Source organism: Saprospiraceae bacterium, assembly GCA_016717265.1.
Classification (GTDB): Bacteria; Bacteroidota; Bacteroidia; order Chitinophagales; family Saprospiraceae; genus Vicinibacter.
In genome coordinates, this window is the sequence record JADKFX010000001.1 from 2,102,381 (window position 1) to 2,116,513 (window position 14,133).

General features: G+C 34.1%; 7 protein-coding genes and 1 other RNA gene. 4 read left to right on the top strand and 4 right to left on the bottom strand.

Annotation, left to right across the window (positions count from 1 at the left end; genetic code table 11):
- Nucleotides 1-22 precede the first annotated feature (22 nt).
- On the bottom strand, nucleotides 23-3,325 hold the full coding sequence (locus IPO86_08155; protein MBK9728074.1) for a HAMP domain-containing histidine kinase: 3,303 nt from the start codon (nucleotides 3,323-3,325) through the stop codon (nucleotides 23-25).
- 89 nt (nucleotides 3,326-3,414) lie between these two features.
- Between IPO86_08155 and rnpB the strand changes: the two genes are divergently transcribed.
- An RNA gene (rnpB, locus tag IPO86_08160) (RNase P RNA component class A) lies at nucleotides 3,415-3,792 on the top strand.
- Between the two features lie 54 nt (nucleotides 3,793-3,846).
- Here the strand turns inward: rnpB and porV are convergent.
- Nucleotides 3,847-5,094 (bottom strand): type IX secretion system outer membrane channel protein PorV, encoded by a 1,248-nt coding sequence (porV, locus tag IPO86_08165; GenBank protein ID MBK9728075.1) that lies wholly within the window; start codon nucleotides 5,092-5,094, stop codon nucleotides 3,847-3,849.
- 93 nt (nucleotides 5,095-5,187) lie between these two features.
- Nucleotides 5,188-9,030 carry a type IX secretion system sortase PorU gene (gene porU, locus IPO86_08170; protein MBK9728076.1) on the bottom strand — a complete coding sequence of 1,281 codons (3,843 nt, stop codon included), beginning with the start codon at nucleotides 9,028-9,030 and terminating at the stop codon, nucleotides 5,188-5,190.
- 71 nt (nucleotides 9,031-9,101) lie between these two features.
- Here porU and IPO86_08175 point away from each other — a divergent pair, with 71 nt between their 5' ends.
- The 3 genes from IPO86_08175 to murF all read left to right on the top strand — a co-directional run bounded on the left by IPO86_08175 (nucleotide 9,102) and on the right by murF (nucleotide 13,050).
- The gene (locus IPO86_08175; GenBank protein ID MBK9728077.1) at nucleotides 9,102-10,130 is read left to right on the top strand and encodes a PorP/SprF family type IX secretion system membrane protein; all 1,029 of its coding nucleotides are present in this window, start codon (nucleotides 9,102-9,104) and stop codon (nucleotides 10,128-10,130) included.
- Nucleotides 10,131-10,197: 67 nt separating this feature from the next.
- A complete protein-coding gene (locus IPO86_08180) occupies nucleotides 10,198-11,700 on the top strand; it encodes an SUMF1/EgtB/PvdO family nonheme iron enzyme (protein MBK9728078.1) in 1,503 nt (500 codons plus the stop codon).
- Between the two features lie 60 nt (nucleotides 11,701-11,760).
- On the top strand, nucleotides 11,761-13,050 hold the full coding sequence (gene murF / locus IPO86_08185) for a UDP-N-acetylmuramoyl-tripeptide--D-alanyl-D-alanine ligase (GenBank protein ID MBK9728079.1): 1,290 nt from the start codon (nucleotides 11,761-11,763) through the stop codon (nucleotides 13,048-13,050).
- Here the strand turns inward: murF and IPO86_08190 are convergent.
- The gene (locus tag IPO86_08190) at nucleotides 13,040-14,080 is read right to left on the bottom strand and encodes a hypothetical protein (GenBank protein MBK9728080.1); all 1,041 of its coding nucleotides are present in this window, start codon (nucleotides 14,078-14,080) and stop codon (nucleotides 13,040-13,042) included. The genes murF and IPO86_08190 overlap by 11 nt on opposite strands.
- Nucleotides 14,081-14,133: the final 53 nt, after the last annotated feature.

The following is a 14,133-nucleotide window of genomic DNA, read 5'->3' on the forward strand; positions in this document are numbered from 1 at the left end:
CACATAAAACATAATAGTTCAATTAATTTTCCAATTCAACATCGCCATCTGGTTCCACAAAACTAATCTGTTTCATCAAAGGTAACTCAAGATAAAATTTGGTACCAGTTCCAGGAATTGTTTTAAAATAAATTCTGCCATTTGCAGATTCAATTATTTGTTGACACATTGCCAGGCCCAATCCGGTTCCAGAACTTTTCGAGGTAAAATTAGGTAAGAAAACTTTAGATTGCATTTCTTCCGGAATTCCGGTTCCATTATCGTTAACACAAATTATCGCATTTCGAGTATTTGCATCTAGGCTGATGTCAATTCGGCCTCGCTTTGTTTCAGGAATTGCCTGAATGGCATTATTGATGAGATTATTTAAGACACGAATGATTTGGTTTTTATCTGCAAAAACATACAACTCATCAATAGGTACCGTCAATAATATATCAATGTCTTCCCGTTTCCTAAATAAATCATGAACGGAAGAAACGATTTCATTTAGAATGAGTTTTTCATTTTCTGCAGTAGGCATTTTTGCAAAATTGCTAAACTCCGTTGCAATTTTAGTAAGATTATCGATTTGCTCCAGTAAGGTTGCACTTACTTTGGATGCCATTTCATTGATATTTTCAGCACCCGATCGAATGGATTGCTGAAGATATTGGATACTCAATTTCATGGGGGTTAACGGATTTTTAATTTCATGGGCAACTTGCTTTGCCATTTCTCGCCAAGCCATGTCGCGTTCTGTCTTTGCCAAGAGTTGTGCACTTTCATCCAATTGACCTACCATTTGATTATAATTCTGAATTAATTCACCAATTTCATCTTGTCCTCCCCATTCTAATTTTTCATTGGATTTTCCTAAACGGATTTGTCTTATTTTATTTCCAAGATTTACAAGTGGTGATGTAATGGAATTTGCAAGCACCGTTGCTAAACTTGCAGCTATCAAAAATAGAAATACATAAATATTTAATAAGGTATTTATCAAATTTGCTAACCGATCCGTAGCTTTATATTGTTGCGATGCAATGGCTTCCATTTGCAAAACTCCAATTCGCTTATTATTATAAAAAATATTTCGATATGCATCCAAATCAGCAGAACTATTTTCTCGAATTACAATATCTTCTGCAAAGGAAGGATAACTAAAATAAAAATTAGGATCCAATAATTTAATAATTTTATGTTGGGCATTCTGGAAGGCATCATTTTTTTCCTCTTTACCTTCCGCATTAAAAAAGTTTACATTAAAATCGACCATCTGACTTGATTGCCGAATTTGATTTGCCAATATAAGTTTCGCATCCTCAGCAGAAATTGCATTTTTAATGGAAGCTTCTAGAAATGTACAAAGATTTTTTGTTTTACTTTCTAGATTTTCTCTGAAAATTTGATTTTCAGAACGCTTGGTAAAAAAGACTGTTGTGATTGCAATAATCAGAAAACTTATAACTACGCCGAGGATAATATAAAATTGAATTTTATTTTTTAAAGATGGCTTATCTTGAAAATTAATTTGCAAGCCTTCAGGTAAAAAATTTAATCGTTGATGCGCTAAACTTAATATATATGAAATAATAATTAATATAGTAAATAAATAGGAAAACAAAGAAATCCCTTTAAGGGTTGATTCTAATGGGTTACTAATAATTAATAATTGATTTGGCTTCGGCCGCGCATATAATATGTCTTGACCATTTCTGATTACATTTTTAAAGGTATCGCGTTTAATGTAGTGGAGACTTTGTTGATAATTTGGTTTGTAGACATTCGTAGAAAATTTTAAAAGCCGGTCTTCAAAAAAATAAAAATCATAATTGTTTGTGCTGCAATTTTGAATGAGATCAGACACGCATTCTGGCTTTAAATTTTTATCACACTCAATATATTTCTCTAGTATTTTGGATTTTACATATCGTTTTTTTTGATTCTGATAATGGAATATCAAACTGGAGTTTAAAATACTGATTACAATGATCCATGAAATTAGCCAAAGTATATTTTTAGGATATTCTTCGGAAAAGAAATCTTGCATCCAAATAATAATGGAAGCACTCAGGAAGAATGTAAGCATACTGAGCTCAATATTCGACTTATAGATTATTGGTGTAATTATAATGGATGCCAAAAGAAAGAAAAACAAACGTTGTCTAAAATTTATTTCAAATGTGTGCGTGCTTACTGTAAGTTTATTCGTTATTAAAAATATGGCTACCAGTATGATTAACAAATCAAACAACAGGATATAGTGTTGAAGAGAAAAGGAAAACACATTGTTAAGATCAAAATAATATTCAGAATGAATGAATACAGCATTAAAAATAAAACAATAAATAACTAAAGAAAAGATAGAAGCGAGATAGTTAAAAAGTATAATTAAATAACTAAATCGTTTATTAATCCAACCGGAATTCAAATGTGCATACTTATAAAAGAAGTAAGTAATATGGAAAAAAATTCCAGAAAAAATACTGAATTCAAATAAAGTATAATTATAAAATCGGGTTTGAATAAGCTTGTCTGTCAAAATACTATGATAGAATTCATTTTGATGGACAATCCATTGACACATACTGGTTGTGATTAATACACCTGAAATCAAAATGAGATTCGCCCAAGGATAATTATCTTGAGTATAAAAACGCTTTGCAATTTGATGAAACGGTAAATAGAATAACAGCAATACAAATACATAAAATAGGATTAAAAAATTGCCATAAAAGGGAGCTAGATAGGAAGCATCCATGCTTAAATAGGCTAGTGGAATTTTATCATTCGATTGATATTTTATGGAAAGCGATGGTTGATTATTTTTTTTCTTATTGATATCAAAACCAGTTTCCGCATTTAGCGTGGATTCAAATCGATAATATCGTAAAACCTGATAAGGAGTCGAATCCTGTGCTATTTCTTTTTTAATCAGAAAATAATAGTCTCCTAAATATTGAAATATAGATCTGTTAGGTTCATTTTCCAAAGTACACCAATCGTCTTTAAAAAAAGCATTGGCGCCACCCCAATAGGTAATTTGGGTATTTGTACAAAGGACTTGTGAAAACTTGGAATGGATAAGATAGTTTAAGATCTGATTGGATTCATTATGGGTTCCATTTTTGGAATTTTTTAAAATCGTTTTTAGTTCTTTATCTTCTTCAATATCGAGTTTTGAAAAATGGTGTATTTCTTTTTCCAGTTCGTTTCGCAAATAGTGATTATAATCATGTTGAAAGCCAGGGTACGCCCATTCATAGACTTTGCCCAGAGAGAGCAAGAGGAGCGCAGCAATCCAAACTAAGTACCAATTTTTATTTGAGCTAATTGTCAACATGAATTTCAAGGTAAAAATAGCTTAATTATACATTATATTTTATCTTAATGTATCTGGCGAAGCCCAACGCTTTAAATTAGCGTAGATTTGCAAGGCCATTTCTTATCGCTTCTGCTTAAGTGTAGGAGAGGAAAGTCCGGACAATGTCAAGCAATCGCACCACTTAATAGGTGGCTCAGGACTCGTTCCTGAAGAGATCGGGTCACAGAAAATAACCGCCTTGCCAAAAGCGAGGTAAGGGTGAAAATGTGTGGTAAGAGCACACGGAGCAAACAAGTAATTGTTTGTTGGGATAAACCTTGCGAATTGAAATGCCATGTATATTCACCGTTCGTAGGAACCCTAAGCTTGTGTGGTGCTTTCCGTTTTGCGGAGGCGGGTGAAGGGGTAGGCAGCGTAGATAAATGATAAGATGTTTTTAATTTTATTAAAAACAACAGAATCCGGCTTATAATGGCTTTTTAAAAACAAATAGCCGTTCTTTTGGGAACGGCTATTTGTTTTTAAAACTATGCTATTACTTATTCTTGCGATTTTGGGGCCGCGCTACCATCAAAATCATAACTGATTGAAAAACGGATGGTATTTGCTAACGGACTTCTATTATTGGTAGTTGGGACTAAATACGATAGATTAAGTCCAAATACATTATATTGTAAACCACATCCTAATGTTAAATATTTACGATTCCCTTTTAAAGCATGTTCGTGGAAATATCCTGCACGAATTGCAAATTTTTTATCGTACCAATATTCTAAACCAATGGAATACATTAATTCCTGTAGTTCTTCAGTAAAACCACCAGGTGCATCGTTAAAAGATCCAAAAACACCTTCAAACAATCCTTTTTCACGATAATCGGCAATTTTATTTGTGTCAACATCAAAATCAGGATCTCCAACTTTCTTTGGAGTTGGGATCAACAGTTTATTAATTTCTCCGGTAACAGTTAGTGAATTAAAATCATCAAAATTCATCTCATAGGCAGCTCCTAAAGCCATATTTGAAGGTATAAAATCTTTTACCAAGCCTTTAATATAGGTTACTTTAGAACCTAGATTTGTCAATGCCAAACCTACATTTAAGTAATTTCTACGACCACTAGCTCCTAATTTATTTCTATATAAAAAGCCAATATCAGCAGCAAATGTTTTGGCAGAAGTAATTTCATTAGCGCCTACGGTCTTTCCTGTTGCTAAATTAGAATACGCAAATTTGGCACTTAAACTTGCAGAAAGAAAATCTGATAATTTTCTACTATAAGCTCCGGCAATTTCAAATTCATTTGGTTGACCTGTTCCGATATCATTTCCATTTTCATCTCTAAAATCAATTCTACCTAATGAAAAATAACGAATCGCAAATCCAGTTGTTTGAAGTTTGTCGATTTTATAATATCCAGAAACATAAAGTAAATAGATATCATCTATGCCAAGATTTCTAAGCCATGGAGAATACGTTGCTGAAATGCCAAGATTATTTTCAGAAAATGCTAAACGGGCAGCATTATGATGCATAGCATTCGGATCAGCACTCAAGGCAACTCCGGCATCCCCTAATCCTCCGGAACGAGTATCTGGATTAATTCGGAGAAATGGCATTGCAGTCAATAGTGTGTTTTGCAAACATTCACCATTTCCATCAACAATACAGCCTTTGCCTGGATCCCAGACTTGTGCATTTAGAGCAACTGAAAAACTAATAAAAAGGAATAAAATTAAACTGCGCATAACATGGGAATAAGGACTATTAAACTGCAAAATTAGCATACATTTAGATATAATTCTTTATAATAATATGATTTGAATATCAATAAGTACATTTAGAATAATCTGTATATATCGTAAAAATGTGCAGTTTTATTATTTTAAAAGCACTAATTTTTGAAAATCAGATCGTTTATGGATCACTTCATTACCCGTTTTAGCATTCATACTTAACCGATATAGATAAACGCCATTTGCAAGATCATTTCCAAAATCATCCTTACCATCCCATTGAATTCCATCAATTCGATATCCACTTGCCTGGATCGTTTTTGATATTGTTTTTACCAGTTTTCCGGAAACCGATTGAATTTGGATTACAATATCCATTTCAGTAGCTCCAATATTTGTTTCAAACTGAAATTCAGTATTGCTTGAAAATGGGTTTGGATAATTATAAATGCGCTCTAAACTGGTTTGTGATGGATCTACCACAAAAAATTCAAGACTTCCTTGACCTGAATTATTAGAAATATCCCAGGCTATTATTGTGATGGTATGTTTTCCCGGACTTAAATTCTTTAATGGATAATAGAGTTCACCTTCTTTAGGATTATTTAATTTCGATTTATATACTTGGTTTAAAATAATCGGTGCTTGTGAATTTAAATCAATAATGGCTGTTAAATCATGACCGATACTATTTCCACTGATGTTGATTCCAAAATCATCACTAATTTGAGAATATATTTTCGGATTTGGATCTGAAATACCACCATTTGTAAAATTTGCATCATTTAAAAATACTTTTACGATTGGTGGATTATCATCGCGGATACTGTCTTTAGAAACACCCCCAATTATAAAAGCGTCTTCATATCCAGCCGCATCTCTGGTTTTTTCATCCGTAGCATACAAACTCATTTTTCCTTTTCCAAATTCATAGTTTATATCTTTAGGAACCGTAAATGTAAAATTCCAATCTCCTTGATTTACAGCTACCAATCCTTTATATAATATATTTCGTTGCAAATTATAGTTGGCAACATAGGAAGTTGGATCATTTGCTTTGGTTCGAAGATTTATTTCTTTATCGTAAATTGTTACAAATAATTTACCTGTAAAATCCGATTGTTTAAGACCTGCTTGATTTGTAACAATGCCTTTTACATTGACTGTTTCTAATGCACGAAACGTATCAAGAACTTGCGATATAGGCTTTTCATTTATAGAAATCACAGCATTTTTATATAAAGGCAGAGCCAAACTTTGAGCAGGATCTCCAAACAATAAAAATTTCCTTGAATTTGTGCGGATGAAAGAACCAGAATGTTCATTTTTAGCACGTCTCATGATTTCACCTAAGGGCAGTGGTTTCCCATTTTCGAAATTGAATAAATATTTATAAACTGAACTGGTTAAATCAAAATTATCATCGCTGTAAACAGCCCGAACGGTTGAAAACAATGCAAGAAATCCCCCCTGGGCATTATGTAGACCTTCTTCTCCTGCATTTGTTTTTGTAGGATCATCAAATCCGTTGAATGTACAAGAAGCTACGATTACTAAGGGAAGTTTATAATAATTTTCAAGAACTTTTATATCTGTGTTTTGTAAAATACGTTCTTGTGCCAGTCCGCTGTATCCTCCATGGCCCATATAATTGATGACCAAAGCTCCTTGATAAAAGGCATTCGAAAAAGCTTTATTGACGGCAGGGTAGCGTTCTCCTCCGGGAGTTGTTATTTGTTCATAAGCATCCAGATGAATTTTTTCCTGATTTAAAACCGGAAAATTTGTCCCAACAGATTTTGCAATTGTTTCCGCTTGTGTAAAATGAGTATTTGAATCTTCATCATCACTGGAGAATAAAACATTCAGTTTCCATTCCTCCATTGTTAAAGGATCACTATCATAGCGTATAATTTTATCAACCAGATTTTTTGCTTCCGCTGGATTGCGAGCACCTAATCGACCTATATTGATATCAAGTTTTCCGGTAAGATTGAGTCCTTCTCCTGGATCTAAGAGTCCAAAATAATCATCCGTTGGAAATGCCGTTATAGGATCCAAACTTTCATCTGTTTCATAGGTTATCACAAAATTTTGATCCTCATCTTTTTTATTGATGTGCCTGAAATCATAAGATCCATCACCCAGAATAGCCAGATATTTAAAATTTGGATTTCTTAAATAAAGCATTCTCATAAAATTTCGGATTGCACTTGGATCCTGACTCCCGGATGAAAATTCATTATAAACCTGGCCTAATTCAACTGCTGCGATTTTTAAATTTGAAAATTTGCTCCGGTGTGCTTGAAGTCTTTCTGCTTCTGATTTATAATCCTTGTGATAAAGAATAATCATTTCTTCATCTTTTAAACTATGAAGATTTTGATTACCAACAATACCCACATAAGTAGGGGATTCAAAATTTAAATTTTCATCAAGTACTACAAATTGCTTGATGGAATTTAAGGTTGGCACGCTAAAATATAATTGATCATTTATTTTTTGTGAACTAATCCGGGATACATCCAACGGATTTGTTATATCCCAAATTAATTTATCTGAACTGACATTGGATATGGTAAAGTTTGTCGTATTAAAATTAGTGCTTGTTGGATCCAGGATATATAATAATTTATTGTTCCAAATAAGTTTCCTCCACACGGAAATTTGCATGTAATCAATCCAACCTTCTGAAACGGTTCCATTAATTTGTGGGTATTTAATTTTTGCTTTTACGAGGTCGCTTACCGCTTGAAATTCTGTGGTTTTTCGAGCAATATTTGCAAAGCGATTGATACTGCTATAAAAAACATATGAAATGGGAACATCCACTTGTGTTTGTTCAACAATTGCTGAAACTTGTGTAGAAACGGGGGCTCTGCCTGCAAAAGAAAAAGAAAATTTCCCATTTTTTGAAAAATCGATATTGTTAAATATAAATTCAGAACCATAGTCCAATTCTCTGCTATTACTAATCTCTTCTCCATACCAATTTTTTCCAGAACCTTCACCTCCTGGATCGACATCTAGTAAATTGACTAAATCCTTTTCAAGGTGTTTAAAATCATAGGTCAATTTGCTTTGATAATCAGGGTTTGGAATACTTGCAACAGTGCTTATGCGCTTACCAGCAACATTGTCTGTTTTTATAAAATAATAAGCTACATCCGAATACGGATTTTTTGAATATACATAGTCGGCAACAGATGGATCATAGGAGTAGCTATCTGGGCCGTTAGCATAAAACAAGATAAAATCTGTATCGTCAAATTTGCCATCTTCTTCACCTTTTATAAAAATAGCCTGTTCTTTTAAGTCATCTTCAAAAATGCCATCCGTGGATTCCGGTAATACCATACCGCCATTGCCATATATTCTTATGTTTCTAGGATCTATGGTATTGAAATCAAGCTTCAGGTTTTTTTCTAAAAAGCTTTTATCAATTTTATAAACACCGCGTTGCGTAATCGAAAATTTATGCCACACACCATTTGTTAATACAGACTGATTGGTATAATTTGGTAAAGGGGGTGGTGCTAACGTTGGGAAAAATTGAATTTGAATTTCAAAATCGTTTAATATGTCAATGCTACCACTATTTGAGATTTTACGGATAGGTATTAGTTCTATGCTAGCATAATAGTGATTTCGTTCATTCAATACTTCTGCTTGAAATTGAAATTCACTTTGTAGGCTTGCTAAAATCTCTGGACCAACAGAAATGCTTTGGCTACTTGATTTTTTTGGAATCAAGGTCGCTTTCAGTTCGCCAAATGAAGGTAACTCGAATTCTTTCTTAAATACAGGCAGGCCTTGAAATTTAGAACTTTTGGTTGAATGGAGAAAGTCCATGCCAAAAGTACTTTTTGTTTGCCCATTGCGTTCTTTAGATTCCGTCCATTTTAGTTGTTCTTGGATCTGGAAAGATTGTTGCGCAGAAAGAAAAATGCTGGAAAGAGAGAAAAACAAAATAAATTTGAGCTTCATAGATGAGATGTAATTGGATTAGCTATTTTCAAATTTATTATAAAAACGGTTTACAGCAACTAATATTGCCAATGAATTGGGATTTAAAATTAAAGATTAAATATTGGGTTTGTCTTAGTTTGCTTGGGATCTCTATGAATTCATTCGGTCAAGATCCTTTGTTTAGCCAGTATTATGCACAGGCTTTGCATATAAATCCCGGATTTGCAGGTATAAGCTATGCACCTAGATTTGAGCTTATTTATAGAAATCAGTGGCCTTTAATTCAGAATAGCGCAGGAGGATATGTAACCTATGCGGTGAGTTACGACCAGTTCTTTAAGAATATTAATAGTGGAATTGGCTTCCAATTGCTGGCAGATGATGCTGGTGGTGGATTGTTAAAAACTTTGAAAGCAGCGGCCACTTATGGGTATCAGGCTCAAATATCAGATGATAATTATTTGAGAGGTGGTATAGAAGTAGGATTTGTCCAAACCAATTATGCTTGGGATAAATTTATTTTTGGAGACCAGTTGGATCCTGAATTTGGATCTGTTTCGCCGGGGGGAACTCCATATTCATCTGAAGAAATTAGGCCTGACAAAACGCAAGCATCGTATTTAGATATTGGAACCGGACTGGTATACTATAATCCTTATTTTAATATCGGGATTTCGGCGAAGCATGTGAATACACCTCAAAATGATATTTTAAAAATAAATCCGACCACTTATTCCGGAATTCCGGTGCGTTGGGTGATTCATGGTAGCGCCCAAATCGATTTTGGCAGCTTTGGGAAACAGCTATCTATATTATCGCCTTCTATCCTTTTAGCGAAGCAAGCAGAATTTTTTCAGTTAAATATTGGGGCGCAATATCAGTTTAGCACAGTTTTTGCCGGTTTGTGGTATAGACAGGCTAAAAAAAATCCGGATGCCTTAATCGGGCTTGTGGGTTTTAAGAAAGGAGTTTGGAAATTCGGATATAGCTATGATTATACCTTGTCTTCATTGGGGAATGGGACAGGGGGTAGCCATGAGCTGAGTCTGGGGATTTTTTTAGGTGAAATTTGGAAGGAAAAGAAAAACATTAATGATTGTTTCGATGCCTTTCGCTAAAAAAATCTTTTTGTTTGCACAATAAATTATTGTTTAACTTTGTTCCCCTAAAACAGAAAGTAGTAGGATGAAAGGCAATTATTCAAAAATCGTCTTTTTACTGAGTTTCTCATTACTATTGGGAGCTTGCAGTAAAAGCAAAAAAGGAGAATCCTCCGCAACAGGTTGGAAGTATAACGACCAAAAATGGGGTGGATTTGAAAAGGTTGACTATAATGGACAGTCCACCGGACCAAATCTTGTACTTATTGAAGGGGGTACTTTTACCATGGGACTTACCGAGGAAGATGTAACGTATGAATGGAATAACATCCCCCGTAGGGTGACTGTTTCTTCATTTTATATGGACGAAACTGAGGTGTCTAACATCAATTATCGCGAATATGTTTATTACCTTAACCGGGTTTATAAATCATATCCAGAGGTATTTAAGAAAGCACTTCCAGACACTTTAGTGTGGCGGGAAGAGCTAGCTTACAACGAACCATTCGTTGAAACTTATTTCAGATATCCATCCTATGATGAATATCCAGTAGTAGGTGTAAGCTGGTTACAAGCTAAAGAATATTGTAAATGGAGAACAGATCGAGTGAATGAATTCATTCTTATCGAAAAAGGAATCTTAAATCCAAATCCGGATCAGGTAGATTCTGATAATTTCAACACCGGTTCATACCTGGCTGGACAATATCAAGGAAATGTTCGTAAAAACCTTGAAGATTTACAGACAGGTGGAGAAAGACCCGTAAAATTTGATGATGGGATTCTTTTACCTGAATATAGATTGCCAACAGAATCTGAGTGGGAATATGCCGCTTTAGCTTTAAAAGGTAAACAATCAGAAAATAAAGATGAGTTGATTACCGACAGAAGGAATTATCCTTGGGATGGTAATACAGCGAGATACAAAAGAAGAGATAAATACATGGGTAACATTCTGGCAAACTTTAAGAGAAGCCAGGGTGACTACATGGGTATGGCTGGAAAATTAAATGACCATGCTCATATAACGGCTCCTGTACGTACCTATTATCCAAATGATTTTGGTCTTTATAATATGGCTGGAAACGTTTCAGAATGGGTAGAAGATTTATTCCGCCCTTTAACTTCCACTACCTTAAGAGATGTCGAAAACCACGATTTGAATCCTTTTAGAGGTAATGAATTTAAAGAATTAACATTAGATGAAGCAGGAAATCCTGTTGAAAAAGACAGCTTAGGTAAGATGAGATTTCAAATGGTTTCAGATTCTGCTGTTGAATTCCGTGAAAACTATAATAAAGGAGATGTTAAAAAGTACCGCGATGATGATGATGAAGTAATTAAGTATCAATATGGTAAATCCTCATTGATCAATGAAAAATCAAGAGTTTACAAAGGTGGTTCTTGGGCAGATCGTTTATTTTGGTGTTCTCCAGGTGCTCGTAGATTTAAAGATGAAGATAAGTCAGATCGTACCATTGGTTTTAGATGTGCGATGACTCGTACCGGAGGACCAGAAGGTAATGAAGATGCTGGTGGTCTTGAATTTAAGCGCAAAATGCCTAAAGTAAAAAGAGATTATAAATAGTTCTTTTAAAAGATAAATTTTTTAAAACTCATCCTCACCTAGGGGATGAGTTTTTTTTATATGAATTTACCTGTATCATACAAACGTTACCTGGATCAAGACCGAAAGCTATTTACGGATACCAGGAAGTTAATACCTGAGGGCGTTTTTATAGCACTGCAGGGTCCAAATTTTAATGGCAACACCTATGCACAGGAAGCTTTAGAAAGAGGTGCTGCCTATGCCATTGTAGATCAACAAATTTCAAATGATCCGAGGTGCATTCTGGTAGAAAACACCTTGTCAGAGTTGCAAAAAATGGCTTCGATTAACCGCCAGCAATGCAAAGCAAAAATCATTGCAATAACGGGTTCGAACGGAAAAACAACAAGCAAAGAACTAATGTTTTCCATTTTCAAGTTGGTATTTCCAACAATTGCAACAGAGGGTAATTTGAATAACCATATTGGCGTTCCTCTGACCTTGCTTCGGATAGACCATAACACGGAATTTGCAATTGTGGAAATGGGTGCAAACCATCCCGGTAATATTGCAGAACTATGTAAAATAGCAGATCCTGATGTTGGCATCATTACGAGCATAGGAAAAGCTCATTTAGAAGGTTTTGGCAGTTTTGAAAAAGTGATAGCAACGAAACTGGAACTTTTTGATTACTTGTCGGCTAAAAATCGACCTTGTTTTTATAATTTATTTTCAACGCTAATCGCAAATTTATTTGAAACAAAATCCAGTTCCATTTCATTTGGCGATGTCCATACAAATGCTCATTATAAAGCGAAACTCATGCAATCCTTTCCAACGATTGTAATGGAATATTTTGCAGATCAACACAAAGTAGAAATGCAGTCAAAATTATTTGGCTCCTATAATTTTCAAAATATGGTAGCGGCTGCAAGTGTTGCATCTTTTTTTGGCATCCAGATCGAGGATATTAAACAAGGTATTGAATCTTATGTCCCTGCAAACATGAGATCCCAGGTACTTACGATGGATCACAATACAATCATTCTAGATGCTTACAATGCAAATCCAAGTTCTATGCGCGAAGCTATAGAAGCATTTGATCTCATGCAGTTTGAACAGAAATGGATTATTCTTGGTGAAATGGCAGAGTTAGGTGAATATAAAGAAACAGAACATAGCGAACTTTATAATTTGGTTGTTGGAAAAAAATTCGATAAGAAAATTTTTGTAGGCACTATTTTTGAAAATTATGCTACTTCTCAAAATGTGCTTGTGTTTCCGGATGTTCAAATCTGTAAAAATTGGTTGCAGGAGCATTGGCCAAATCATACAGCACTATTTATTAAAGGCTCAAGGTCTTCAGGATTAGAAAAACTTATCCATTAATCATTTCCAGAATTCTACTTGGAATTTGATCTTTTGCAGTCGCTAAATATTCATCGTATGTACAAGGAATTAACTGATTTGAAAATTCATTTTCTATAAGAGGTTCTTCAAACCACCATTTTCCTGAATTTTCTGATTTGTAAAATTTTAAAATATAATCCAGATTTTTAATTTCAACCAGATATTGAGTCATTGAAGCTCGATTTGTATTTTGATCTAATTGTTTTAAATGGCAACCTTCCCAAAAATACCAAACCATTTGAGATACTAAAGCAGAAGTTATTTTTTCAGGATCTTTATTTTCATTCCAGCTTGAGATTACAAAGATTTTAAGTCGGTCACTCATGCCTGCTATACGAGCAATAGTTGATGCTTCTTCAGCAAAAAAACCGCTTGGATTTTTTGAACTATTTCCTGGACTGTCACTTGCGCGAATTGCATTTAAATTAAAATAAACCATTTCTGATCTCCTTAAGGATGGTTCAATGCTTGATTGGTTTGCTCTGAATTCACCGGTTCGAATATAATGAATAGAGGATTCTTCAGGGCAAGAGAATTGCCGTTGAAATCCAATCATATTTAACTCTTTTAAGTATATAGATTCAAGATCAAATGAATTCAATGGATCACAATTATCAGAGATGCAGCTTATCCGATGTGGTTGAAATTGTGCATTTAGTTTTTGTTGTAAATTGAATAAAAAGTCTGCATCGCTCCCAAACAAGACGATTGTTTTATTTTGATTAAAAGCAAGATCAAAAACCTGATTACAATTTTCTTCAAGGGTGTTGTTACTTAAATCACCCCCATCTGCGATTAGTCCTTGTTCAAAAAAGGATGCATTCAGGGTATTTAATGAAGACCTGACTAAAGTGCTTAAAGATGGGTCTATTGAAAAAAGTAGAAGTTTTGAATTCGGGTTTAGGTAGTAATTTGCGCCCTGTTTTGTAAATAGATCGCCAAGTTTATTGGAATTTTGTGGACTTGGTATATTGAGATTTTGATTTTGATCCTGATTTATTGGATGCATATGATTATAGATTTAAAAAGACAAATTTATATATTATAATTTTATTTAATATA